This is a genomic window from Kushneria avicenniae, assembly GCF_900112585.1.
GTDB classification, from domain to species: Bacteria; Pseudomonadota; Gammaproteobacteria; order Pseudomonadales; family Halomonadaceae; genus Kushneria; species Kushneria avicenniae.
Map to the genome: position 1 here is coordinate 284,326 of NZ_FOLY01000004.1, position 24,731 is coordinate 309,056.

General features: G+C 60.2%; 19 protein-coding genes and 1 tRNA gene. 7 read left to right on the forward strand and 13 right to left on the reverse strand.

What is annotated here, in order from left to right:
• Positions 1-14: 14 nt before the first annotated feature.
• The 7 genes from BM079_RS10535 to BM079_RS10565 form a co-directional block, all read right to left on the reverse strand.
• Positions 15-107, reverse strand: a tRNA-Ser gene (locus tag BM079_RS10535).
• Between the two features lie 111 nt (positions 108-218).
• Entirely contained in the window at positions 219-416 is a 198-nt protein-coding gene (gene csrA / locus BM079_RS10540) for a carbon storage regulator CsrA (RefSeq protein ID WP_090133763.1), read from the reverse strand.
• 209 nt (positions 417-625) lie between these two features.
• Entirely contained in the window at positions 626-1,873 is a 1,248-nt protein-coding gene (locus BM079_RS10545) for an aspartate kinase (protein ID WP_090133766.1), read from the reverse strand.
• Positions 1,874-1,906: 33 nt separating this feature from the next.
• Entirely contained in the window at positions 1,907-4,513 is a 2,607-nt protein-coding gene (gene alaS / locus BM079_RS10550) for an alanine--tRNA ligase (protein ID WP_090133768.1), read from the reverse strand.
• Between the two features lie 272 nt (positions 4,514-4,785).
• The gene (locus BM079_RS10555; RefSeq protein ID WP_090133770.1) at positions 4,786-5,232 is read right to left on the reverse strand and encodes a regulatory protein RecX; all 447 of its coding nucleotides are present in this window, start codon (positions 5,230-5,232) and stop codon (positions 4,786-4,788) included.
• Between the two features lie 155 nt (positions 5,233-5,387).
• Entirely contained in the window at positions 5,388-6,458 is a 1,071-nt protein-coding gene (gene recA, locus BM079_RS10560; protein WP_090133773.1) for a recombinase RecA, read from the reverse strand.
• 144 nt (positions 6,459-6,602) lie between these two features.
• Positions 6,603-7,106: a CinA family protein gene (locus tag BM079_RS10565; RefSeq protein ID WP_090133775.1), complete on the reverse strand. Its 504-nt coding sequence runs from the start codon at positions 7,104-7,106 to the stop codon at positions 6,603-6,605.
• A 239-nt stretch (positions 7,107-7,345) separates the two neighbouring features.
• Between BM079_RS10565 and mutS the strand changes: the two genes are divergently transcribed.
• Both mutS and fdxA read left to right on the forward strand, forming a co-directional pair.
• Positions 7,346-9,892, forward strand: a complete 2,547-nt coding sequence (gene mutS / locus BM079_RS10570; protein WP_090133777.1) for a DNA mismatch repair protein MutS — start codon at positions 7,346-7,348, stop codon at positions 9,890-9,892.
• A gap of 168 nt (positions 9,893-10,060) precedes the next feature.
• The gene (gene fdxA / locus BM079_RS10575) at positions 10,061-10,384 is read left to right on the forward strand and encodes a ferredoxin FdxA (protein ID WP_090133779.1); all 324 of its coding nucleotides are present in this window, start codon (positions 10,061-10,063) and stop codon (positions 10,382-10,384) included.
• Between the two features lie 617 nt (positions 10,385-11,001).
• On the opposite strand, the gene eno is transcribed toward fdxA, so the two are convergent.
• From eno to doeA, 6 genes are all read right to left on the reverse strand, one after another.
• Entirely contained in the window at positions 11,002-12,297 is a 1,296-nt protein-coding gene (gene eno / locus BM079_RS10585; protein WP_090134254.1) for a phosphopyruvate hydratase, read from the reverse strand.
• A gap of 204 nt (positions 12,298-12,501) precedes the next feature.
• Positions 12,502-13,365, reverse strand: coding sequence for a 3-deoxy-8-phosphooctulonate synthase (kdsA, locus tag BM079_RS10590; RefSeq protein WP_090133783.1), 864 nt, complete (start codon positions 13,363-13,365; stop codon positions 12,502-12,504).
• A complete protein-coding gene (locus BM079_RS10595; protein WP_090133785.1) occupies positions 13,352-15,034 on the reverse strand; it encodes a CTP synthase in 1,683 nt (560 codons plus the stop codon). Before BM079_RS10595 ends, kdsA begins: the two co-directional genes overlap by 14 nt.
• A gap of 84 nt (positions 15,035-15,118) precedes the next feature.
• Positions 15,119-15,601: an Lrp/AsnC family transcriptional regulator gene (locus BM079_RS10600; RefSeq protein WP_090133787.1), complete on the reverse strand. Its 483-nt coding sequence runs from the start codon at positions 15,599-15,601 to the stop codon at positions 15,119-15,121.
• Between the two features lie 69 nt (positions 15,602-15,670).
• Positions 15,671-16,678 (reverse strand): N(2)-acetyl-L-2,4-diaminobutanoate deacetylase DoeB, encoded by a 1,008-nt coding sequence (doeB, locus tag BM079_RS10605; protein WP_090133790.1) that lies wholly within the window; start codon positions 16,676-16,678, stop codon positions 15,671-15,673.
• A gap of 122 nt (positions 16,679-16,800) precedes the next feature.
• Complete coding sequence (gene doeA / locus BM079_RS10610; RefSeq protein WP_090133793.1) at positions 16,801-17,988, reverse strand: ectoine hydrolase DoeA; 1,188 nt, start codon at positions 17,986-17,988, stop codon at positions 16,801-16,803.
• 367 nt (positions 17,989-18,355) lie between these two features.
• On the opposite strand from doeA, the gene BM079_RS16960 reads away from it, so the two are divergent.
• The 5 genes from BM079_RS16960 to BM079_RS10635 all read left to right on the forward strand — a co-directional run bounded on the left by BM079_RS16960 (position 18,356) and on the right by BM079_RS10635 (position 24,723).
• Entirely contained in the window at positions 18,356-20,470 is a 2,115-nt protein-coding gene (locus BM079_RS16960) for a methyl-accepting chemotaxis protein (protein ID WP_090133796.1), read from the forward strand.
• 2 nt (positions 20,471-20,472) lie between these two features.
• Positions 20,473-21,993, forward strand: a complete 1,521-nt coding sequence (locus BM079_RS10620; RefSeq protein WP_090133798.1) for a chemotaxis protein CheW — start codon at positions 20,473-20,475, stop codon at positions 21,991-21,993.
• 113 nt (positions 21,994-22,106) lie between these two features.
• Entirely contained in the window at positions 22,107-23,054 is a 948-nt protein-coding gene (gene corA / locus BM079_RS10625; protein WP_090133800.1) for a magnesium/cobalt transporter CorA, read from the forward strand.
• A 48-nt stretch (positions 23,055-23,102) separates the two neighbouring features.
• Entirely contained in the window at positions 23,103-24,032 is a 930-nt protein-coding gene (locus tag BM079_RS10630) for a 2-hydroxyacid dehydrogenase (protein ID WP_090133802.1), read from the forward strand.
• Positions 24,033-24,066: 34 nt separating this feature from the next.
• On the forward strand, positions 24,067-24,723 hold the full coding sequence (locus BM079_RS10635) for a hypothetical protein (protein WP_090133804.1): 657 nt from the start codon (positions 24,067-24,069) through the stop codon (positions 24,721-24,723).
• Positions 24,724-24,731 lie beyond the last annotated feature (8 nt).

The window sequence follows — 24,731 nt, forward strand, 5'->3', positions numbered from 1 at the left end:
TTCGATACCGAAGGTGGCGGAGAGAGAGGGATTCGAACCCTCGATAGGGCTATAAACCCTATACTCCCTTAGCAGGGGAGCGCCTTCAGCCACTCGGCCATCTCTCCTCGATCGGTACGGCGCGCATATTACCTGGTTTACTATTCCCTGTCCAGACCCGAGTGAAAAAATCTTATGATTCAATATATTCGACTGGATATCCGCGCAGGTATGCGGCCTCAGGCGGGGCCATTATCGTTGTCGCTATCGACCTTCTCATGCTGGATACGCTGATAAATCTCTTCACGATGCACGGAGACATTTCTGGGGGCATTCACTCCCAGACGGACCTGGTTGCCCTTGACGCCGAGCACGGTCACGGTAATTTCATCGCCAACCATGAGTGTCTCACCCACGCGGCGAGTCAGGATGAGCATTGCGACCTCCTTTTCATTGCTGCTTCCCTATACAAATCTTCATATAGATCGTGCACCGGATTGAATTAAGCGGAGCATTATGCGTCAAGCCGACCCATGAGCCAACCTGTGTTATATAGCTCGCCTTTCTTTCCTGGTACACGATCACTGGTTCAGTGTGGCAGAAAGCCCCGCAAGCACCACCCTGATACCGGGTATTACCGTTTTTTTTACTGTTCTTCGCTCACATCGGCCCTGTCGAGGCCAAAGGCGGTGTGCAGTGAACGTACGGCCAGCTCGAGAAACTTTTCATCGATAACGACAGAAATCTTGATCTCTGAAGTCGATACCATGCGGATATTGATGCCTTCATCGGCCAGCACCTTGAACATCCGGGTAGCAACGCCTGCGTGAGAGCGCATGCCCACACCCACCAGCGAGACCTTGGCAATCTTGTCATCACCGCGCAGTTCACCACCGCCCAGCGACGGAATGACCTGGTCCTGGAGAATGCGCTGAGTCTGGCGAAAATCGTTTTTGGCCACCGTGAAGGTGAAATCGGTGTAGCCACCGGCAGGGGCAACGTTCTGGACGATCATGTCGACTTCGATATTCGCATCGGAGATCGGCCCCAGAATACGTGATGCTACGCCCGGCACGTCCGGAGTATTAACCAGCGTCAGCTTGGCTTCGTTGTTGTTGAAGGCGATACCCGAGATCAGCGGCTCTTCCATGTTGGAAATCTCTTCATCTGCAGTAATCAGGGTGCCCGGGCCGTCCTCGAAGGAAGAGAGGACGCGCAGCGGGACGTTGTATTTGCCGGCAAACTCCACGGCACGAATCTGAAGCACCTTGGAGCCCAGACTGGCCATTTCCAGCATTTCCTCGACCGTGATGCTTTCAAGACGACGCGCCTTGGCACATACCCGCGGGTCAGTGGTATAGACGCCGTCGACATCAGTGTAGATCTGACACTCATCAGCCTTGAGGGCTGCTGCCAGCGCCACACCGGTCGTATCGGAGCCGCCGCGGCCCAGCGTGGTGATGTTGCCCTCGTCGTCAACGCCCTGAAAGCCCGCCACGACCACGACCTGCCCTTCGTCAAGATCGGCGCGCAACTCATCGGTTTCGATCCGCTGGATGCGGGCGCGGGTATGGGCGCTATCGGTACGAATGCCGATCTGGGCGCCGGTATAGGAGGTTGCCTTGACGCCCAGCTGGTGCAGGGCCATGGCCAATAGTGAGATGGTGACCTGCTCGCCGGTCGACACCAGCATGTCCATTTCACGCGGTGTGGGCTCTTCGTTGATCTGCGCGGCAAGCTCGATAAGGCGATTGGTTTCACCGCTCATGGCCGATACCACGACCACGACCTGATGGCCCTGATCACGAACGCCCTTGACCTTTTCAGCGACCGCCTTGATCCGCTCGACGCTACCTACCGAGGTACCGCCGAATTTTTGTACATAAAGCGCCATGGATGTCCCTGTCGTTGATGGTGTGTTGGACAATCAGTTTTCGAGTGTTTCGGCAACCCACTGGCGCGCGGCCTGCAGGGCGTTGTCCACGCCACTGACGTCACTGCCGCCGGCCTGGGCCATGTCGGGGCGACCGCCGCCGCGGCCGCCGACCATGGGCGCGATGGCGCTGACGAGGCTGCCGGCGCTGAGTCGATCCACCAGATCCTTCGTGACGCCGGCAATCAGGTTGACCTTGCCATCACCGGCCACCGCCAGAACGATCACACCGGACCCCAGACGGTTTTTCATCTGATCCATGACGCCGCGCAGCTCTTTCGCCCCCACGCCCTCGAGCTGACGGGTCAGGACACGCACGCCGCCAATGTCTTCGGCAGCGTCCAGCAGATCATTGCCGGCCTGGCTGGCCAGTCTGGCGCGGTTGCGCTCCAGCTCACGCTCGAGTTCGCGGTTGCGCTCCAGAAGCGTGCCCACGCGCGATTCGAGCTGGTCGGGGCGTGCGCGCACCTGATCGGCAAGACGCGTGACCAGTGACTGCTGATCGCGGAACCAGCGCAGCGTCGCCCCCCCCGAGATGGCCTCGATACGGCGCACACCGGCAGCAACGCCCGACTCGCTGACCAGCTTCACCGGGCCGATATCGCCGGTGCGCAGGACATGGGTACCGCCACACAGCTCGATGGAGAAATCATCGCTCCCCATGGTCAGCACGCGAACGCTTTCACCGTACTTGGCCTCAAAAAGCGCCTGGGCGCCCAGCCTGCGTGCCTCGTCCAGCGTCATCAACTGCGTGGTCACAGGCGTGTTGGCCATGACCTGTTCGTTGATCATAGCCTCGACCCGCTCGAGCTCTTCAGGCGTCACGGCTTCGTTGTGGCTGAAGTCAAAGCGTAGCCGCTCGTCACCCACCTGTGAGCCCTTTTGCTGCACATGCGTGCCGAGAATGCGACGCAAGGCTTCATGCAACAGGTGCGTGGCCGAATGATTGCGCATGATGGCATGACGGGTCGGCACCTCAACGCGGGCCTCGACCGCGGCCTGCGCCGGCATGACACCTTCGCTCACTTCGCCCAGATGGACGAAGTGCTGACCGCGTTTCTGGGTATCGCGCACGGTGAAGACAACACCCGGCAGCGTCAGGGTGCCGCGATCGCCGATCTGACCGCCGGATTCGGCGTAAAAGGGGGTTTCATCCAGCACGATGGCACCGCTCTGCCCGACCTCGAGCTGCTCGACCTGTTCGCCCTGATCGTTGAGCAGCGTCAGCACCTGTCCGGTTGCGATCAGACGCTCACGCCCGACAAAGTCGGTGGCACCTTCCAGATCGAGATCCGCTTCAAGTCTCGCGCCGAACTGGCTGGCGGCACGCGCACGTTCGCGCTGCGCTTCGAGCTCGCGCTGAAAACCGGCCTCATCAAGGGCAATATTGCGCTCGCGGGCAATATCGGCCGTCAGGTCGTAGGGAAAGCCGTAGGTGTCATACAGCTTGAAGATGGTCTCGCCGTCCAGCTCGCTGGAGGACAGGCCGGCCAGTGCCTCGTCGAGCAGACGCATGCCGTGATCCAGCGTGCGGGCAAACTGCTCTTCCTCGCGCAGCAGCACCTTCTCGATCTGTGCACGGCGGGCATGCAGCTCGGGATAGGCCTCACCCATCTCTTCATCCAGCGCTGCCACCAGCCGGTTGAAGAAGGGTTCACGCACGCCCAGCTTGTGACCGTGACGCACTGCGCGACGGATGATGCGACGCAGAACGTAGCCGCGGCCTTCGTTGGAAGGCATGACGCCATCCACGATCAAAAAGGCACACGAGCGAATGTGATCGGCGATGACGCGCAGCGACGGCTGGTGAATATCGTTTTGTCCGGTAATCTCGGCGGCAGAGGCCAGCAGACGCTTGAAGAGATCAATCTCGTAGTTGGAGTGCACGCCCTGCATGACGGCGGCGATACGTTCAAGGCCCATACCGGTATCGATGGAGGGGCTGGGCAGCGGCGTCATGTTGCCCTGGGCATCGCGATCATACTGCATGAAGACCAGATTCCAGACTTCGATGTAGCGATCGCCGTCCTCGTCCGGGCTGCCCGGCGGGCCACCGGCAACGTCGGGACCATGGTCATAAAAGATTTCCGAACACGGGCCACAGGGGCCGGTTTCGCCCATCTGCCAGAAGTTGTCTTCATCCAGACGCGAGAAGCGCTCGCCGCTGACGCCCAGCTCGTTGAGCCAGATATCGGCCGCTTCGTCGTCGCTGACATGCACCGTGACCCACAGTCTTTCTGCCGGCAGCCCCAGATTGACGGTCAGAAACTGCCAGGCGTACTGAATCGCCTCGCGCTTGAAATAGTCGCCAAAGCTGAAGTTGCCCAGCATCTCGAACAGGGTGTGATGGCGCGCCGTATAGCCGACATTGTCGAGATCGTTATGCTTGCCGCCGGCCCTGACACAGCGCTGCGCCGAGGTTGCCCGAACGTAGGGCCTGGGATCGCGTCCCAGAAAGACATCCTTGAAAGGCACCATACCGGCATTGGTGAAAAGCAGCGTAGGGTCGTTGTCAGGCACCAGTGAACTGGAAGGCACCTGGGTATGCCCGTGCTGTTCAAAAAAATTCAGAAATGCTTGTCGTATGTCGGCGCTTTTCATGGGCTTCCCGTAAACAATGGGTCAGATCTTTTGAATGAGGCAACGAGCGATGCCTCGGGCAACGCCCTGGGCGGCGTTGTCGGTCGTCAACATGCGCCTCGAGGTGTGACCCTCACGATGTTCCGGCCTCTATTGTGCGCAGTCGTCAGGACGCATGCTCACAATGAGACGAATTTTGGCGGCTTAATGTATCAGCATGTCGCCTCCTGGCGCGACATCCCCGCCACGCTCCATTTTGTCTCATGCCGGCCACAACGTGCCAGCACATGCGCTCATGAGGGCCAGGCCAGTCGCATGGCACTGCTGCACTGCTGGCCGTCAAACCCACGCGATGCCAGAAAGCGCTGGCGTCTGGCGCGCGCCTTCATGTCATCGCCCGGCCCGTCGAAACGCCGGCTGAGCGCTTCGGCAGCCAGTGCCGTCCAGTCAGCATCACTCTCTTCCAGCGCCTGTGCAATCATCTCGCGCTCGATACCGCGACCCGCCAGCTCCGCACTGATCTTGCGCGGCCCCTGCAGACGCGTGATGCGTGAGCGCACGAAGTGTTCGACAAAGCGGGCATCGGACTGAAGATTGTCCTCGGCGAGTCGATCCAGCAGGGCCGTAACCGCCTCTGGCGGATGCTCATGACGCAGCAGTCGCTCCTCGAGCTCGCTGCGGGTGTATTCACGCCGGGCCAGCAGCGCGATGGCTTCCTCGTAAGGCGTTCTCTGTGTCATCGCCCTCTCCTTTTCCATGCATGTTCTGATCCAGCAACTCTGCAGCAATGCAAAAGGGGCACGCTCGATAAAGCGTGCCCCTTTCATTACTTACCTGATCCGACTATCGCCACTTGTGGCCACAGTAAAAAAGGCCACAGCGAAAAAGTGACGGCTTACAGCAGCTCATCGTCACCGGCATCGGCCGGCGCTTCAGCATCAGCGGTGGCCTTTTCCTCTTCTTTCGTCTGCGGCGTGGTCAGAAGCTGACCGCGGATCGCGTCCTCGATCTCTTTCATGACCTCGGGATTGTCCTCGAGATACTGGGCGGCATTGGCCTTGCCCTGCCCGATCTTGTTGCCCTTGTAGCTGTACCAGGCGCCTGCCTTGTTGACCAGGTTGCACTGGACGCCAAGATCAACCACTTCACCGGCATGGTAAATGCCCTTGCCGTACAGGATCTGGAATTCGGCCTGACGAAACGGCGGCGCCACCTTGTTCTTGACAACCTTGACGCGGGTCTCATTGCCCACAGCCTCATCGCCCTGCTTGACCGAGCCGGTACGGCGGATGTCCAGACGAACGCTTGAATAGAACTTGAGCGCGTTACCGCCGGTGGTCGTTTCGGGATTACCGAACATGACGCCGATCTTCATGCGGATCTGGTTGACGAACATCACCATGCAGTTGGCATTCTTGATGTGTCCGGTCACCTTGCGCAGCGCCTGCGACATGAGACGTGCCTGCAGACCGACGTGGGAGTCGCCCATTTCGCCCTCGATCTCGGCGCGCGGCGTCAGTGCCGCCACCGAGTCGACCACGATGACGTCCACACCACCGGAGCGCACCAGCATGTCGCAAATCTCGAGCGCTTGCTCGCCGGTATCGGGCTGCGAGACCAGCATGTCATCAAGATTGACGCCCAGCTTTTCGGCGTAGCTCGGGTCAAGGGCGTGCTCGGCGTCGATGAAGGCGCAGGTCTTGCCCTGCTTCTGTGCCTGGGCGATGACCGACAGGGTGATGGTGGTCTTGCCCGAGGCTTCCGGTCCAAAAATCTCGACGATACGCCCAAAGGGCAGACCGCCGACGCCAAGGGCAATGTCCAGTCCGAGCGAACCGGTCGATACGGCGGGAATGGCCACGCGGGGCGCATCACCCATCCGCATGACCGCCCCCTTGCCGAACTGGCGCTCGATCTGGGAAAGAGCGGCATTAAGCGCCTTGGAGCGGTTGTCATCTTGTGCCATGTTGGCCCTCCTGTCGGGTCAGCCTGACGCTTAAGCGCCAATAAACTGTATGCTTGTCCAGTATTTTAAACCAAAAAGAGGCGCTGTCACATCCTTTCGGTGACTTATTTTACGGTCTGCTTCATGAGGCCGCGCCACAGCGCATCAGTCAAAAGAATTTTCCTCGAGCCGTTCGATCAATCCCTTGAGCGCCAGCGCCACCGCTTCGCGGCGCACGTCCGAGCGCTCGCCGTTGAGGTGATAGCACCGGGCCTGACTCTGGGTGGCATTACCCCAGGCAAACCATACCGTGCCGACCGGCTTGTCCGGCGTGCCGCCGCCGGGCCCGGCCACCCCGCTGATGGCCACGCCCAGAGCCGCGCCGCTATCGCGACAGGCGCCACGCACCATTTCGTGCACCACCGTCTCGCTGACCGCGCCAAAAAGCTCCAGCGACACCGACGACACGCCCAGAAGCCGCTGCTTGGCACTGTTGGCGTAGGTGACATAGCCGGTCTCGAAACAGGCCGAACTGCCGGCCACATCGGTGATGGCTTTTGCCACGCCGCCGCCGGTACAGGATTCAGCGGTGGTCAGCACCACCCGCTGCTGCTCGCAGAGCAGGCACAGCCGACTGGCCAGCGCCTGTATGCTCGATGCTGTTGCCATGACCACTCCCGCCGATGACATCGAATTGAGACGGCCCCATGGTACTCGATCCCCGGCGCCGAGGGGCACCGTCCGGCATCGACCACCAGCACGGAATCTGCCTGGAACATCCACTGTCTGCACTATAGCAATACAGAAGAGACAGCGGATCATGATAGTCTCGGGCCCCTTTCACCTCATATGTCATTGGACAGGGTCAATTTCACGTGGCAGGCAAGACCGAGTCCCAACCGACGCCCATGATGGCGCAGTATTTTCGTATCAAGCGCGAGCACCCCGACGTGCTGCTTTTCTATCGCATGGGAGACTTCTACGAGCTTTTCCATGACGACGCCAGACGCGCTGCCTCACTGCTGGACATCACGCTGACCGCCCGGGGCACCTCCAACGGCGCCCCCATCCCGATGGCGGGCGTGCCCTATCACAGCGCCGAAAGCTATCTGGCCCGGCTGGTTCGCATGGGCGAATCGGTCGCCATCTGTGAGCAGATCGGCGATCCGGCCACTGCCAAGGGGCCGGTGGAGCGTCGCGTCGTGCGCATCGTCACCCCGGGCACGCTTCACGATGAAGCCCTGCTTGATGAGCGCCGTGACAACCTGGTCGCCGCCCTGCACGGTGATAATGATCACTGGGGACTGGCCTGGCTCGAGCTCTCCAGCGGGCGCTTCAGCGTGCTGGAAGTCGAGGGCGAAGGTGACATGCTGGCCGAGCTGCACCGGCTCGATCCGGCCGAGCTGCTGGTCATGGAAAGCCTGCCCCTTCCCGAACGTCTGGAAGAGCGCCCCGGGCTGCGACGCCAGAGTGACTGGCACTTTGATCTTGAAACCTCACGGCGTCTGCTCTGCGACCAGCTTCAGGTCCAGAATCTGTCAGGCTTTGGCTGTGACCATCTGAACCGGGCGCTGACCGCCGCTGGCGTATTGATCGACTATGTTCGCGATACCCAGCGCACGGCGCTGCCGCATATCACGGCCATTGGCGTGGAAAGCCGTGACGAGTCGGTCGTCATCGATGCCGCCAGCCGACGCAATCTGGAAATCGATCAGAACATGGCCGGCGGGCAGGACAATACGCTGGCCTCGGTGCTCGATACCACGGCCACCGCCATGGGCGCCCGCCTGCTGCGCCGCTGGCTCAACCGTCCCCTGCGGGATCGGGAACAGGTCAACGCCAGGCAACACAGCGTGCGGCTGCTGGGTGATGAGGATCACGTCGAATTTTTCAACGATATCCTGCGCGGCATCGGCGATATCGAGCGTATTCTGGCCCGCGTGGCGCTGCTCAGCGCCCGGCCGCGCGATCTCGCCCGTCTGCGCGATGCCCTCAATGCCCTGCCGGCACTGGCCGAACGCCTGCAGAAGATCCCGGAAGGCAGCGCCCTCGACGCTCTCGCCCGCGACATCGTGCCCTGGCCGACGCTTGCCGACACCCTGACTCGTGCGCTGATCGACAGCCCGCCGGTGGTCATTCGCGATGGCGGCGTCATTCGTGAAGGCTTTGACGAGGAACTCGACGAATATCGGGCGCTGCACGAAAACGCCGGTGACTACCTGGTCCAGCTGGAAGCGCGCGAGCGTGAACGCACCGGCCTTGCCGGACTCAAGGTGGGCTATAACCGAGTGCACGGTTATTACATTGAAATCCCGAGAGCACAGGCACGTGATGTACCGGCAGACTATATTCGCCGCCAGACCCTCAAGAATGCCGAACGTTTTATCATCCCCGAGCTCAAGACCTTCGAGGACAAGGCGCTCTCGGCGCGCAGCCGGGCTTTGGCACGCGAAAAACTGCTGTATGACGGTCTGCTGGAGACCCTCAATGCCGAGCTGTCAGCGCTGACCCGGATGGCCCGCGCGCTGGCAACGCTGGATGTGCTGCATGCCTTTGCCGAGCGAGCGCACACGCTCTCACTGGTCTGTCCGGTGCTGCGCGAAGCGCCGGGCATGACCATCCGTGACGGACGCCACCCGGTGGTCGAACATGTCTCGACGCACCCCTTCGTGCCCAACGATCTCTACTTTGATGACGACACGCGCATGCTGGTCATTACCGGACCCAACATGGGCGGTAAATCGACCTTCATGCGCCAGAACGCATTGATTGCCCTGCTGGCGCATACCGGCTGCTTCGTGCCGGCGACCAGCGCCGAGATCGGCCCGATCGATCGCATCTTCACCCGTATCGGATCATCCGACGATCTGGCCGGCGGACGCTCGACCTTCATGGTCGAAATGACCGAAACCGCCAGCATCCTGCATAACGCTACTGACCAAAGCCTGGTGCTGATGGACGAGATTGGCCGCGGCACCAGCACCTTCGACGGACTGTCGCTGGCGTGGGCGGCGGCCGAACACCTGACCGGTACACGCGCCTTCACGCTGTTTGCCACCCACTATTTCGAAATGACCAGTCTGCCCGAGCAGGCCGAGGGAGTGGCCAACGTGCATCTCAATGCCACCGAGCACAATGACGGCATCGTGTTCATGCACCGGGTAGAGCCGGGCCCCGCCAGTCAGAGCTACGGCCTGCAGGTGGCCCAGCTGGCAGGCGTTCCACGCTCGGTTATCACCCGCGCCCGTGAAAAGCTTATGGTGCTCGAAGCCCAGGAAATCGAACGGCCCGACACGACATTTTCGAATCGGGACACAGCCTCCCCCCGTCAGGAGGATCTGTTTGCAAGCTCCCCGCATCCACTGGTCGAGGCGCTTGAACAGCTTGATCTGGACAGCCTGTCACCGCGCCAGGCACAGGAGTGGCTGTATCAGTGGCGCGATAAACTACGCTGACCCTGCGCTCGCCCGCCCCCTGAAGCCGCTTTAGCCTACAAGCCGCTTGTCCCCGGGCGGGCGGGCCTTCTAGAATAAGGCCCCTTTCGTGGGCCGCCCCACACCCTCTTTTCAGTGCTGCCCGTTCCCGGATGGGCAGTGACCGCCTGCTACCCTGGAGTTCGTGACATGACCTTTGTCGTCACCGAGAACTGCATTCAATGCAAATACACGGACTGTGTGGAAGTCTGCCCGGTCGACTGTTTCTATGAAGGCCCCAACTTTCTGGTCATTCATCCCGACGAATGCATTGACTGCGCCCTGTGCGAGCCTGAGTGCCCGGCCGAAGCCATTTTCTCGGAGGATGAGCTGCCGGAGGGTCAGGAGAAGTTTATCGAGATCAACGCCGATCTGGCCGAGCAGTGGCCCAATATCAACGAGCGCATGGACCCGCCGGCCGACGCCGATGAGTGGAATGGCGTTCCCGGCAAGATTGAAAAACTCACGCGCTGATACCTGAACCGGGGCCGCTGGCGCCCCGCCCCTCCTGCCTTTTATTGACCCGATACAGCCTTTGCTGCCCTGACACTCCCGCCCCGGTTTCTTCGATGACTGGACCCGACGTTTGGGCATAAAAGATGTTCGGGCATAAAAAAGGCGGCCCCGTGGGGCCGCCCTTGCATCCTGCGTCCTTGAGCCTGTCCGTTGGCCCGAATCCATTGGCGTCATCCATGCGAAGAAATCGAATCCGTCCGATACCCAGCGCGCCAAAACCCGTGTTGTGGTTGGGGGATTCCTGAGTGGCGCCATCCATTTGCCGCCGTCAGGAAATTGCACAATCAGATTTTCTGATCAGTGCAAAACTTTTTAAAAAATATTTAATCGAAAAAAATGTCGATCAGATTGCTTTTTTAGAATAAAAATATCAATAATATCAGCTGGTTACGAGAGGAAGGTAGCTTTGTGCCCATACATGGACCGCTTCGAATACACTTATGGTGGGTGCTGCACCCCTTGCGGGTCAAGCCAATCGTCCAGGATTCGTCGAATATAGAGTCCGGGCATAAAAAATCCGACTACCCATGGCAGTCGGATTAATTTTAATGATTCAGATCAAAAATCGGCGCAGCTTAGGACTGCCCCTTCACCTCGGCCAGACCCCTGTAGGGTGCCTTGCCGGCAAGCTGATCCTCGATCACCAGCAGACGGTTGTACTTGGCCACACGGTCACTGCGTGACAGCGAGCCGGTCTTGATCTGACCGGCGCAGGTTCCCACGGCCAGATCCGCAATGGTGGTATCTTCCGTTTCACCGCTGCGGTGAGAGATGACGGCAGTATAGCCGGCATCACGCGCCATCTTGATGGCATCCAGTGTCTCGGTCAGCGAGCCGATCTGGTTGAACTTGATCAGGATAGAGTTGCCGATACCCTTGTCGATACCTTCACGGAAGATACGCGTGTTGGTCACGAACAGATCATCACCCACCAGCTGGACGCGATCGCCGAGCTTGTCGGTCAGGGCCTTCCAGCCATCCCAGTCGGACTCGTCCAGCCCGTCCTCGATGGACACGATCGGGTATTGATCCACCAGGTCGGCCAGGTAGTCGGCAAAGCTCTCGCTGGTGAAGCTCTTGTTTTCACCGGAGAGCGTGTACTGGCCATCCTTGTAGAATTCGGACGCCGCGCAGTCGAGCGCCAGCGTCACATCCGTGCCGAGCTGATAGCCGGCATCGCTGACCGCCTGCTTGATCGCACCCAGCGCATCGGCATTGGATTCCAGGTTCGGCGCAAAGCCGCCCTCATCGCCCACGGCCGTGGACTGGCCGCGACCGGAAAGCACCTTCTTGAGGGCATGGAAGATTTCAGCGCCCATGCGCAGGCCTTCGGCGAAGCTCTTCGCGCCGACCGGCTGAACCATGAACTCCTGAATATCGATGTTGTTGTCGGCGTGCTCACCGCCATTCATGATGTTCATCATCGGCAGCGGCATGCTGTACTGACCCGGCGTGCCATAGAGCTCGGCGATGTGGGCGTAAAGCGGCTGCCCCTTCTCCGTGGCCGCTGCACGCGCCGCTGCCAGCGATACGGCCAGAATGGCGTTGGCGCCCAGACTGCCCTTGTTATCGGTACCATCCAGCTCGAGCATGGCCTGATCCAGCGCGCGTTGATCGCTGGCATCCATGCCCTTGAGGCGCTCGCGGATTACCGTGTTGACCGCTTCAACAGCCTTCTTGACGCCCTTGCCCAGATAGCGTGACTTGTCGCCGTCGCGCAGCTCCAGTGCTTCACGCGAGCCGGTCGAGGCACCCGACGGTGCATAGGCCTGCTCGCGGATGCCGCCGGCCAGCGTGACCGTGGCCATGACAGTAGGGTTGCCGCGCGAATCGAGCACTTCGAGTCCATGTATATCAACAATCTCGGCCATCAAAAGCATCCTCACTGGTTAAACTTCCGGCCCACGCCTTTGGACCGGACTCGAATGAACGCGTCATGAAAGCATAGAAAGCGATCCGCCTGCCTGCCATGCCAGCGTTTTCATGACACTCTTTAGACCAAAGTCGAACGATTTGTTCACCTCAGGACACACACGCCAATAAAAACGCCGGTCATCATGACCGGCGTTTCAGGACTAGCGAATGTCGATCGGGTCGAAATGCTTGACCACCCCATCGAGCATTTTGATCTGCTCCAGAAAGGGCATCAGTCGGTCCAGCGGCAATGCACAGGGACCATCGCAACGCGCATTGTCCGGGTCAGGGTGCGCCTCGACAAACAGCCCGGCAATGCCGGTGGCCACACCGGCACGGGCCAGCTCCACCACCTGCTGACGGCGTCCGCCGGCGCTGTCGGCACGACCGCCCGGCTGCTGCAGCGAGTGGGTGACATCGAAAAGCACCGGATAGCCGGTTTTTTTCATCTCGCCGAAACCGAGCATGTCGACCACAAGATTGTTATAGCCAAAGCTCGAGCCGCGCTCGCACAGAATCAACCGATCGTTACCGGCTTCTTCAAACTTGGTGATGATATGGCGCATTTCGTGCGGGGCGATGAACTGCGGCTTCTTGATATTGACCACCGCACCGGTTTTTGCCATCGCCACCACCAGATCGGTCTGGCGGGCCAGAAAGGCCGGCAGCTGGATGACATCGCAGACCTCGGCCACGGCGCGCGCCTGATCCGGCTCGTGAACGTCGGTCAGCACCGGCACGTTGAAGCGGCGTTTGATCTCGTCAAGGATCTTCAGTCCTTCGTCCAGACCCGGCCCGCGGTAGGAGTGGATCGAGCTGCGATTGGCCTTGTCAAAGCTGGCCTTGAACACGTAGGGAATGCCCAGCGCCTTCGTTGCCTCAACCCAGGCATCGGCCACTTCGATGGCCAGTTCCCGCGACTCCAGCACGTTCATGCCGCCAAAGAGCGTCAGCGGCTGCTGGTTGCCGTTAGTGATATCGCCAATGGCGACACTTTTCTGTGCGGTCGTCTCAGTGCCTGTCATCTTCACGCTCCTGCTGGTCGCGCGTGCCGGCCTTGTGGGAACGCGCGGCGCGATGCGTCAGCGCAGCGTTCACAAAACCGGTGAAGAGCGGATGCCCATCGCGCGGGGTCGAGGTAAATTCCGGATGGAACTGGCAGGCAACATACCAGGGATGATCCGGCAGTTCGACCATTTCGACCAGCGACTGGTCCACACTGCGACCGGAGAAGACCATGCCGGCGCCCTCCAGTTCGGAGACGAACTGATCGTTGATCTCGTAGCGGTGGCGATGACGCTCGACAATGGTGTCGCTGCCGTAGATCTCGCGGGCCTTCGAGCCTTCTGCCAGCATGCAGCTCTGCCCGCCCAGACGCATGGTGCCGCCCAGATCGGAGGACTCGTCGCGGGTTTCGATCCGCCCTTCCGGCGTGATCCACTCGGTAATCAAACCCACCACGGGATGACGCGTGTCGTGGGTGAACTCGGTGGAGTTGGCATCGCGCCAGCCGGCCACGTGACGGGCAAACTCGATGACCGCGACCTGCATGCCCAGACAGATGCCCAGATAGGGGATGCCGTTTTCGCGGGCGTAGCGGGCCGTGGCGATCTTGCCTTCCACGCCGCGCGAGCCAAAACCGCCAGGCACCAGAATCGCATCCTTGCCTTCAAGCCGCTCGACGCCTTCGCGTTCGATGGTTTCAGAATCGATATAGTCGATATTGACCTTTACACGGGTCTGGATACCGGCGTGCATCAGCGATTCATTGAGCGACTTGTAGGCGTCCAGCAGCTCCATGTACTTGCCGACCATCGCGATGTTGATGGTCTTGAGCGGGTTGAGCTTGGCGTCGAGCACTCTGACCCACTCGCTCAGATCCGCGGGCGGCGGATCAAGACGCAGCTTGTCGCAGACGATGTCGTCAAGCTCGTGATCGTGCAGCATCAGCGGGATTCGATAGATCGTATCGGCATCCTGCATCGGGATGACGGCACGCTCGTCCACGTTGGTAAAGAGCGCGATCTTGCGACGCTCGCTGGCCTCAAGCTCGACTTCGCTGCGACACAGCAGGATATCCGGCTGAATGCCGATGGAGCGCAGCTCCTTGACGCTGTGCTGGGTAGGCTTGGTCTTGGTCTCGCCGGCCGTCTTGATGTAGGGCACCAGCGTCAGGTGCATGTACAGCGCGCGGGTGGAGCCGACTTCGCTGCGCAGCTGACGGATGGCTTCCAGAAACGGCAGCGACTCGATGTCGCCGACGGTGCCACCGATCTCGACCAGCGCTACGTCATAGCCTTCGGCACCGGCCTTCACGCGACGCTTGATTTCATCGGTAATGTGCGGAATGACCTGAACGGTACCGCCCAGGTAGTCACCGCGGCGCTCTTTTCTGAGTACGTGCTCGTAGACCCGACCGGTGGTGAAGTTATTGGCCTGGGTCATGCGCGAGCGAATAAAACGCTCGTAGTGGCCCAGATCAAGATCGGTCTCGGCACCATCTTCGGTGACAAAGACCTCACCATGCTGGAAGGGGCTCATGGTGCCCGGATCGACGTTGATATAGGGGTCGAGCTTGAGAATCGTGACCTTCAGGCCACGGGCTTCCAGAATAGCGGCCAGAGAAGCTGCAGCGATGCCTTTACCAAGAGAAGACACAACGCCACCGGTCACGAAAATATATCGCGTCGTCATGGGGAACCTGTTAATGCTGGGCGAAGGCCGGCCAGAAGGGCGAGCCAGGATGGGAGATCAGTTTACGCGAAAGCGTCGGCGCGCTCAATTTGCATTGTCGGCCCGAAGCCGGATCAGCGGTGATGACGCCCTTTTGATGGATTTGGTCACGATATAGGTGAAGTAACGACGGATGGCGAGTCCCTCCATCAGCCAGTGATCAATCAGACGCTGATACTGGTCGATGCTTTCGGCCTCGATCAACAGTAGATAGTCCACCCCGCCACCCACGGCCACGCACTCGCTGACCTGTGGCGTCTCGCGCACGGTGCGCTCGAAACGCTCGGATACGCTCACGCTGTGATTTTCCAGCTCGATCTGTACCCACACGGCGGTCAGTGCCACCCGAACCCGGTCACTGATGCGGGCGCTGTAGCCCTCGATGATGCCGGCACGCTCAAGTCTTCGAACCCGCTCCCAGCAGGGGCTGACCGACAGATTGATCGCCTCGGCCAGCCGGGACTTGGTGATGCGCCCGTCACGCGACAGGATCTCGAGAATACGAAAATCGTACTGATCGAGCTTCATCATGACCTCCTGTCGCAGGGATACCGGATGTCAGGCGGCAGGTGCTTACTGCCGCCCGATGCGGCGCGTTTAGCGCTCAAGCGTTTCGACCACCTCACCAATGACGATCAGGGTATCGCCCATCTCGACGCGCGCCGGAAAGCGCCGGGCCAGCACCAGCCCGTCACGCCCGGCGCGATACTCGACAGGTTCTGCACCGGTGCGCGTGATGTCCCAGATCCGGGCGACCACCTCGCCCTGGCGAACCAGCCCGCCAAGCGCGCAGGTCATCTCCAGAAGCCCCGTGTGCTCGCTTTGCACGTAGCACGAGGCGTCCGGCATTTCGACATACTGCTGACGCGCCGGGCGCTGCAGGTCGCCGGCCACGATCCCGGTAAAGACCAGAAAGTTGTGTACGCCGCGTTCGCTGATCTCGATGCTTGCCGGCGTTGACGTGCCGCCGCCGCCCAGCTCGGTGGTCACCAGTACCTTGCCCTGCTGCTCGACCACGGTGTCATAAAGCGCGGCGGCATCAAGTTCATACATCATGATGGCGGTGCCGGCCCCGAACGCCATGGCGCCTTCAAGACTCTTTCGTTCGAGATCCAGATCTTCCAGCCGATGGGCAGCGGCAAAGGGCAGGATATCCAGCGTGCGTCCCCCCGAGTGCAGATCCAGCGCGTAGTCGCACATCGGCACCAGATAGCGGGTAAAATAGTCAGCAATCTGCTTTGTCGGCCCGCCATCCGGGTCGCCCGGGAAGCTGCGATTGAGGTTGCCGCGATCCATTGGCGAGGTGCGACGTCCTGCCTGCGCGGCCGGCTGATTCATCATCGGCACAATGATGACCCGCCCCTGCACCTCTTCTGCCTTCAGACGCCGGGCCAGCTTCAAAAGGGCCGTGATGCCCTCGTACTCATCGCCGTGATTGCCACCGGTCAGCAGTGCCGTGGGACCTTCACCATTCTTGACCACGGTGACCGGAATCATGACTGCCCCCCAGGCGGACTCGTCATGGGAGACCGGCAGCTTGAGAAAGCCGTGCTGGACGCCATCGGCCTCGAAATCGACGGTAGCGGAAATGGGACTTGGACGCATAAGCCGTGCTGCTCCCCTGAATAGTGTCGTATTGATGACCAGTGGCGTATTGATGACCAGTGGCGTATTGATGACCAGTGGCGTATTGATGACCAGTGGCGTACTGGTTGACCCGCGACGCGTTATTTGACGAAGAGCTGACGCGGAAAATTACTGAAGGTCTCCACGCCGGTCTCGGTAATCAGGATCGATTCGGTAATCTCGAGCCCCCAGTCATCCATCCACATGCCCGGCATGAAATGAAAGGTCATGCCGGGTTCGAGGATAGTGTTGTCACTCGGACGCAGACTCATGGTGCGCTCGCCCCAGTCGGGCGGATAGCTCAGCCCGATGGGATAGCCGCATCGAGCGCCACCGCGGTCAAATCCCCACTTGTCCATGGCCGCGCCCAGCGCCATGGCCAGATCGCAGCAGCGGTTACCGGGTCTGGCAACCTCGAGACCGTTTTCGATGCCTTCAAGCAGTGCCGACTCACCGCGCAGAAAGTCTCGGGTCGGCCGGCCCAGAAAGACGGTACGTGACAGCGGCGCGTGGTAGCGCTTGTAGACACCGGCAATCTCGAAGAAGGTGCCCTCACCCGTTCTGAACGGTGCATCGTCCCACGTCAGATGCGGCGCCGCGGCGTCCTTGCCGGTGGGCAGCAGCGGCACGATGGCCGGATAGTCACCACCATGCCCCTCGACCCCTTCCACCCCGGCCCGATAGATCTCGGCCACCAGCCGGCTCTTGGGCAGGCCGGGCTCGACCATGTCCAGAATGCGGGCATGCATTTCATCCACGATACGCCCGGCCACGCGCATGTACTCGATTTCGGTGGGCGACTTGATCGCCCGGCACCAGTTGACCAGTCCATTGGCATCCACCAGCGTCGCTTCGGGCAGATTGGCCAGCAGGCTGGTATAGGCCTTTGCCGAGAAATAATAGTTGTCCATCTCGACGCCGATACGCCCTCTGTGCCACTGCCAATGAGGCAGGATTGACTGACACAGGTACTCCATCGGGTGCATATCGGGATTCTGGACGTAGTAGTCCGGATACCAGGTCACATGGGTATCCGGATTCATGTAGCAGGTACGTATCGCGCCGTTGCTGTCCTGTCGGCGCCCATACCAGACAGGCTCCTGATCGAGGCTGATGAGAACACACTGGTGAACGTAGAACGACCAGCCGTCATAGCCGGTCAGCCACGCCATGTTGGAGGGATCATAAACGATCAGAAGATCCAGCTCGGCACGCGCCATCGCCGCCCTCACCCGGGCCAGACGCTGAGCGTACTCCTCGCGCGTAAAGGGAAGTGCAATGTCGGTCATTGGCGCTCGCTTTTCCCGGTCCGGAAACCGGGCATTTGTTGTGTTCAACGACATCCCGCTAACAAGCATGATGCACAAGAGCAATGGTTGCCATGCACTCGTCCCTGCTTCTGGTCAGTCTGCCCCTGCCCGATTGTCAGGGTCAAAAGCTTTCATGGGGCAGAACATGATTCTGAACGAGCCCGGCCTTCCCGGCCGCGATCCGGCCTGCCGACTCATGACAGAAAACTGTCAGTCACATTGTCGGATTTGATTAAAGTGCCCGTTCAATATCGTCGTTATAGCGTCAACCAGGGCGCGGTGTCCTATCGCCCCTTTACCCTGTCTTTTTGAAATGGCGCCACCCCGAGCGCGCCGGGATACCAAAATGAGTGATACCAGTCACATGAGTGATGCCCTCAAAAGCCTGAATTCCCAGCATGATTTCCTCAGGGCCTCCATCGATCGTTCCCATGCCGTCATCGAGTTCACGACAGAAGGGATTGTCGTCGATGCCAATGACAACTTCCTGAAGACGATGGGATACACCCTGCAGGACATCAAGGGCAAACATCACCGTATGTTCTGTGATCCCGAGGAAACCTCACAGCCCGAGTATCGCGCTTTCTGGCAAAAGCTTGGCCGCGGCGAATTTGATGCCGGCGAATATCGACGCATCGCCAATAATGGTCGCGAAATCTGGCTTCAGGCCACCTATAGCCCTGTCTGCGATGACAACGGCAAGCCTGTCCGCGTCATCAAGCTCGCCTCCGATATTACCCAGCAGAAACAGCATGACGCCGAGTTCGAGGGCAAGGTGGATGCCATCAGCCGGGCACAGGCCGTCATCGAATTCGATCTGAAGGGCAAGATCCTGTCGGCCAATGAAAACTTTCTGATGGCCACCGGGTATCGCGCCAGTGAGATCATCGGAGAGCATCACCGCATGTTCTGTGATGAAGCCTATGCCAAGACCGCCGAATATCGTGATTTCTGGAACGAACTGGCCAGGGGCGAATTTACCCATGGCGAATACCGGCGCTTTCGCAAGGACGGCAGCGAAATCTGGCTGCAGGCGACCTACAACCCGATTCTGGATGCCGTGGGCCGCCCCTACAAGGTGGTCAAGTTCGCTACCGACATTACCCAGCGCAAGCTGATCAACGCCGAGTTTGAAGGCAAGGTCAATGCCATCAGCCGGGCGCAGGCCGTCATCGAGTTTGATCTCGAAGGGCATGTGCTCAACGCCAATGCGAATTTCCTGAGTACCATCGGCTATCGCTTCGATGACATCCGTGGCCAGCACCACCGCATGTTCTGTGACCCATCCCATGTCAGCAGCGATGAATATCGCCACTTCTGGGATGAACTCAACCGCGGCAAACCCATGAGCGGCGAATTTCGTCGCGTAGGACGCAATGGGCGGGAAGTGTGGCTACAGGCCACCTACAACCCGATCCTTGACATGGATGGCCGTCCTTTCAAGATCGTCAAGTTTGCCACCGACATTACTGCTCAGAAACGCGAAGGTACCGAACGAGAAAGCCGGCTCAAGGCCATCGACCGCTCTCAGGCCGTCATCGAGTTTGATCTCAAGGGCAATATCCTGACCGCCAACCGTAACTTTCTGCATACCATGGGCTATACCCTGGAAGAGGTGCAGAACCAGCATCATCGTATTTTCTGCGATGATGACTACGTTACCAGCACCGATTATCGCGACTTCTGGCAAAAGCTCAGCCTTGGTGAGTTCATCAGCGGCCGGTTCTGCCGTCAGGGCAAGTTTGGCCGCCGCGTCTGGATTCAGGGCACTTACAACCCGATCTTTGATCCCAGCGGCCAGGTCTACAAGATCATCAAGTTTGCCACCGACATCACCGAGCAGGTCACGCTGGAAGACAGCATCAGAGACCAGGCAGCCTCCATGGGCGGCAGCATTGTCGATCTGAACACCTCCATCAATGCCATCGCTGAAAATGCCCAGCTGACTCAGCAGCTGGCCCATACCACCCAGGAAGAGGCGCGCCACGGCAGCAGCACGCTGGCACGATCGGTGGATGTCATGGACGCCATTCGCAAGGGCTCCGAGGATGTCGACGCCATCGTCAAGGTGATCGGCGAGATTGCCAACCAGACCAATCTGCTGGCGTTCAATGCCGCCATCGAAGCGGCTCGTGCCGGTGAACATGGCCTTGGCTTCTCGGTGGTCGCCGATGAGGTCAGAAAGCTGGCCGAAAAATCCTCCGATGCCACTCGCCAGATCAATCGTCTGCTGGGCGAGTCCTCACGCCGTATCGAGGAAGGCAACATTGTCACGCGCGATGCCCGAACCTCGTTTGACAAGATTGTTGAAGGGATCGAGAAAACCAGCAGCGCCGTGGATGAAATTACCCGAACCACTCAGGGGCAGCTCAACAACGCCGACCATGTGGCCCAGGCCATTCAAAGGCTGAATGCTGCCACGGCCCACAAGAGCCATTCCGCCACTGATCAGGGTCATTAATCATGTCCCGGTCGCCAACATCATCATCGGATGCCTATGGCGTATTTGGCATCGGTCAGAGCAACGTGGCCCTGAGCACCACCGTGATACGAGAAGTCGTATCCCTGCCTCATGCATTGACACCGGCGCCCATGGCGCCGGCCTACGCCCTGGGCGCATTCAGACTTCGAGATGAGCTGATCCCGGTCATCGATCTGGCGCGCCTGCTGCAGCTTGATGACAGTCAGGGCACGCGTGAGCGTGAAGATCAGGTGGCCATCGTGCGCTGGCACAATGGCCACTTCGGCCTGCGCGTGGATACGATTCACAGCATTGCGCACGTTTCCAACGACCAGTTGCAGCCACTGGACAGCGCGACCCCAGAACACCCGCCCCTGACGCCGGCGGCCTTTACCGATGGCGACAGACTGGTATATGTGCTCGATATCAACGCCCTGTTTGAACTGCCCGGCATGATGCTGGCCCGCCAAACCCATCACGACGAGGCCGACGGTACAGATTCTCGTGAGAAGTCAACCCGCAAAAGCAGTGCTGAACGCGCCCTGCTTATCGGCTGTGGTGACACTCAGCTGAGCCTGCCGGCAGATATGGTGCGCGAAATTCAGACCATGGGGACACTGGCAGAGCCCGTCATGGACGTTTCCGGCTTCATGGGAACGACAATGCTGCGGCGCCAGACGCTGGCGGTCTTTGACCCTCTTGCATTGGCAGGTCTTGCTGATCAGGGGCAGCCGCAGGGTCAGCTGATGGTGGTCGTGACCGTACGGGAACAGCCTTTGGCCCTTTGTGTGGATCAGGTGATTCGCATGATGACGTACCACCGAGAGGATGTCATGACACTGGCCAACACCCATGATCATCATGGCGCGGCTCTCTCCGGCATGATCCATCATCCGGAGCTGGGCGAATCCCTGCTGGTGGATGCCGCACGTTTTGCCGGGAACACCGATGTCCTGACGCTGGCGGCGATGTATGCATCCCGGGAAGGTCAAAAAACCACAGGGGAAGTCCCCTATCATCGCTTTGCCTATGTGCACTTTGATGCTGCCGGGCAGTTCGTCACGCCACTGGAGCAGATCAGCGAAGTGATCGCCATGCCCGGCAAATTCACGACCAGCTCACATGCCGATGAGGGCTGGACAGGCACCATCGCGCACCGCGGTCGCTCCGTCTCTCTTGTCGACCTTCGCGCGTTACTGGGCGCCCCTCACAACATACCGGCCACAGATGTGTTGCTGGTAGCCAGCGGTGACTATCTGGTCGGTTTCATGATCGATAATGCGCGTCATATCGAATATATCGACGCACCGGCAGACAGCCTGATGGTGCGCTGGCGCGGCGAACAGGAAAGAGAGACGCCCCCCATCGAGCAATGCAAGCGCCTGATCGTGATCGGGACAGGAGCCCAGAAAAGAATCATGTCCGTGCTCTGTCTTGAAACGCTGGCAGCGCTTTTGATTGACAGGGATGCCGAGTGCCATTGCAGCGGCATCGATACCGTGACGCTCGGTTTTCCTGGCTGATCCATATCCGCTGTCCGGCGCGGGAGGCCGAAGCGCGCTGAATGGAAAGTCTTTGGCAATGTCTCTGCGCTCTGGGATCATGACAGGCATTCATATCGTGTCGGAATGTCATCATGATCAGGACCTACAGCCTCGAGCAGCACACCATTCATGAACTGGCCGACGACGAACTCAACGCGCGTCTGTCGCAGGCCACCTGGATCGATGCTCAGGAACCCAGCGACAGCGAACGTGAAGCGTTGGCCCCCTTTCTTGCCGAGGAGCTGCCCGGCAGCACCGATGTCGAAGAGATCGAATCATCGGCGCGCTACTTCTCGGACGCCGATGGCCTTCACGTTCACTCGCTGTTCCTGACCCGCAACGAAGGCAAGCACCAGAACACGACGGTGGCCTTCATTCTTCAGTCCCAGCGGCTTCTGAGTCTGCGCGAGGAGGATCTGGCCGACTTCAGACTGCTGCGTCTGCGCGCCCGCCGCGGCCAGATCGAGGCCGGCTCTCCCCAGGAGCTGATGGTCACCATCTTCGAGCAGAAGGTGGAAAACCTGGCTGACAGCGTCGAGGACATGCACCGCGATCTCGAACAGGTCAGTCATCAGGTGCTTGAAGTCGAGGACTCCGATCTCGAGGACGCCATCGACCGTCTGGCCAAGGTCGAGGACAGCGTCGGCAAGATCCGTCTGTGCCTGATGGATACCCAGCGGTCATTGCACTTTCTGCTGCGTCATCTGCGTCGCCATCCGGAGCTGCAGGAACAGGCCCGTGAAGTGCTTCAGGACGTGGATGCGCTGATGTCGCACAACACGTTCCTGTCCGACAAGGTCAACTTCCTGATGGACACGACCCAGGGCTTTATCAACATCCAGCAGAACCAGATCATCAAGATCTTCTCGATCGCCTCGGTCGTGTTTCTCCCGCCCACCATGATTGCCAGCATCTACGGCATGAACTTTGACGTCATGCCGGAGCTGCACTGGCCGCTGGGGTATCCCTTTGCCATTTTCATCATGTTCCTGTCGGGTCTGACGCCTTTTTTGTACTTCAAGCACCGCGGCTGGCTCTAAGCCGGCCCGGTCGGCCCCTGCTGCCCCGCACATGCCAGGAGAGACGACATGCGCATTCTGATTCATGCCCCGGAAGCGACGCGCTGGCAGGAGGTATTGACGCGCGAACTCCAGCCGGTGCTGCCCGGGGTCGAGATCGTGACCACCGAAGAGGCCGGCGAAGGCCCAGCCGATATTCTGGTGGTGTGGAAGCCGCCGGCCTCGCTGCTGGCATGTCAGGATATGTCTCTCAGGGCAATCTTCAACGCCGGCGCCGGCGTGGATGCTCTGCTGAGTCTTCCCGACCTGCCGGATGTCCCCATCGTTCGCCTGCGCGATGCCGGCATGGGCGCGCTGATGGCCGACTATGCGCTCTACGGCATTCTGCATTTCCATCGCGACATGGATCGCTACCGTCGTCAGCAGGAAAAAGCGCACTGGCAGGCGCAACCGCTGGCCGATCGCAGTGACTGGCGCGTGGGCATCATCGGGCTGGGCACGCTCGGTCAGTCGTGTGCTCATCGTATACGCGCTCAGGGATTCGAGGTGCAGGGCTGGAGCCGCTCACCGAAACACTGTGAGGGCATCGACACCCATCACGGTGAGGCCGGTCTGACCGGGCTTTTGAACACCTCCCGGGTCATTGTCAGCCTGCTGCCGGACACGCCCGAAACCCGCGGCCTGCTGAACGAACAGCGTCTGGCCTGCCTGCCCGAAGGCGCCGTGGTGATCAATGCCGGGCGCGGCACCACGCTGGACCCGGATGCCCTGCTCACCCTCATCGGGCGCGGCCACCTGCGCGGCGCGCTGCTGGACGTGTTTCCCGACGAGCCCCTGCCGGCGCATCACCCGCTCTGGCACGACCCTCGTGTCATCGTGACACCCCACGTGGCAGCGCCCACCGACGTGAGTGAAGGCGCCCGCCAGTTTGCGGCCGATATTCTGGCACTGACACGCGGCGAGCCTCTCGATACCGTGGACCCTGCAATCGGGTACTGATGCCGAGCCCCCGCTTCTACCGACAGGAGACGTCATGCGTCATGTATTTCTGCTGGTGACGGCCCTGCTGCTGTCCGCTCCGATCCAGGCTCAGGAGGTTCATCCCTTCAAGGCCGAATATCATCTCGTGATCGACGGCTGGCCCAACGCCGACATGACCCATCAACTCGAGCAGGACAAGGACGGCTGGCGTACCACCATGCACGCCTCGATCAGGATCGCCACCGGCTATGAATACAGCCGTTTTCACCTGCGCGATGACACCACCGCTGTCCCCTGGAGTTTTTACAGCCGCTACCGGCTGTTCGGCTTTGGCGACACCTATCGGCTTGACCAACAGCAGCTCTCGAATCTGCCCGACCGCCAGGCAGCGCTGTTTGCACTCAGCCGCCAGGCGTTTGACGCCCCCTCCTGCCGCGGTCGCCAGACGACGCCCTGCACGTTTGCCTACGTCGATCACAAGACGCGCAAGCACGACATGGCCTGGCGGGTCATCGATGATCCTGAAATGACCGTCCCCCAGGGCCACTGGAAGACGCGCCATGTGGAAGCCTGGGATGAAGACAAGCCTGATCGGCGCCTGCACTTCTACTTCACGTCGCGCTATCCGGGCCTTCTCGTGCAGACGGACTATTTTCGCGATGGCAAACTGAGTGCACGACTGCAGCTGACCGGGCTGGAGACGCCGTAGGCCAGAAC

Excerpts from the sequence above, each read along its gene's own strand:
- csrA (WP_090133763.1), bottom strand. The coding sequence starts at position 416 with ATGCTCATCCTGACTCGCCGCGTGGGTGAGACACTCATGGTTGGCGAT.
- BM079_RS10545 (WP_090133766.1), bottom strand. The coding sequence starts at position 1,873 with ATGGCGCTTTATGTACAAAAATTCGGCGGTACCTCGGTAGGTAGCGTC.
- alaS (WP_090133768.1), bottom strand. The coding sequence starts at position 4,513 with ATGAAAAGCGCCGACATACGACAAGCATTTCTGAATTTTTTTGAACAG.
- BM079_RS10555 (WP_090133770.1), bottom strand. The coding sequence starts at position 5,232 with ATGACACAGAGAACGCCTTACGAGGAAGCCATCGCGCTGCTGGCCCGG.
- recA (WP_090133773.1), bottom strand. The coding sequence starts at position 6,458 with ATGGCACAAGATGACAACCGCTCCAAGGCGCTTAATGCCGCTCTTTCC.
- BM079_RS10565 (WP_090133775.1), bottom strand. The coding sequence starts at position 7,106 with ATGGCAACAGCATCGAGCATACAGGCGCTGGCCAGTCGGCTGTGCCTG.
- mutS (WP_090133777.1), top strand. The coding sequence starts at position 7,346 with ATGATGGCGCAGTATTTTCGTATCAAGCGCGAGCACCCCGACGTGCTG.
- fdxA (WP_090133779.1), top strand. The coding sequence starts at position 10,061 with ATGACCTTTGTCGTCACCGAGAACTGCATTCAATGCAAATACACGGAC.
- eno (WP_090134254.1), bottom strand. The coding sequence starts at position 12,297 with ATGGCCGAGATTGTTGATATACATGGACTCGAAGTGCTCGATTCGCGC.
- kdsA (WP_090133783.1), bottom strand. The coding sequence starts at position 13,365 with ATGACAGGCACTGAGACGACCGCACAGAAAAGTGTCGCCATTGGCGAT.
- BM079_RS10595 (WP_090133785.1), bottom strand. The coding sequence starts at position 15,034 with ATGACGACGCGATATATTTTCGTGACCGGTGGCGTTGTGTCTTCTCTT.
- BM079_RS10600 (WP_090133787.1), bottom strand. The coding sequence starts at position 15,601 with ATGAAGCTCGATCAGTACGATTTTCGTATTCTCGAGATCCTGTCGCGT.
- doeB (WP_090133790.1), bottom strand. The coding sequence starts at position 16,678 with ATGCGTCCAAGTCCCATTTCCGCTACCGTCGATTTCGAGGCCGATGGC.
- doeA (WP_090133793.1), bottom strand. The coding sequence starts at position 17,988 with ATGACCGACATTGCACTTCCCTTTACGCGCGAGGAGTACGCTCAGCGT.
- BM079_RS16960 (WP_090133796.1), top strand. The coding sequence starts at position 18,356 with ATGAGTGATACCAGTCACATGAGTGATGCCCTCAAAAGCCTGAATTCC.
- BM079_RS10620 (WP_090133798.1), top strand. The coding sequence starts at position 20,473 with ATGTCCCGGTCGCCAACATCATCATCGGATGCCTATGGCGTATTTGGC.
- corA (WP_090133800.1), top strand. The coding sequence starts at position 22,107 with ATGATCAGGACCTACAGCCTCGAGCAGCACACCATTCATGAACTGGCC.
- BM079_RS10630 (WP_090133802.1), top strand. The coding sequence starts at position 23,103 with ATGCGCATTCTGATTCATGCCCCGGAAGCGACGCGCTGGCAGGAGGTA.
- BM079_RS10635 (WP_090133804.1), top strand. The coding sequence starts at position 24,067 with ATGCGTCATGTATTTCTGCTGGTGACGGCCCTGCTGCTGTCCGCTCCG.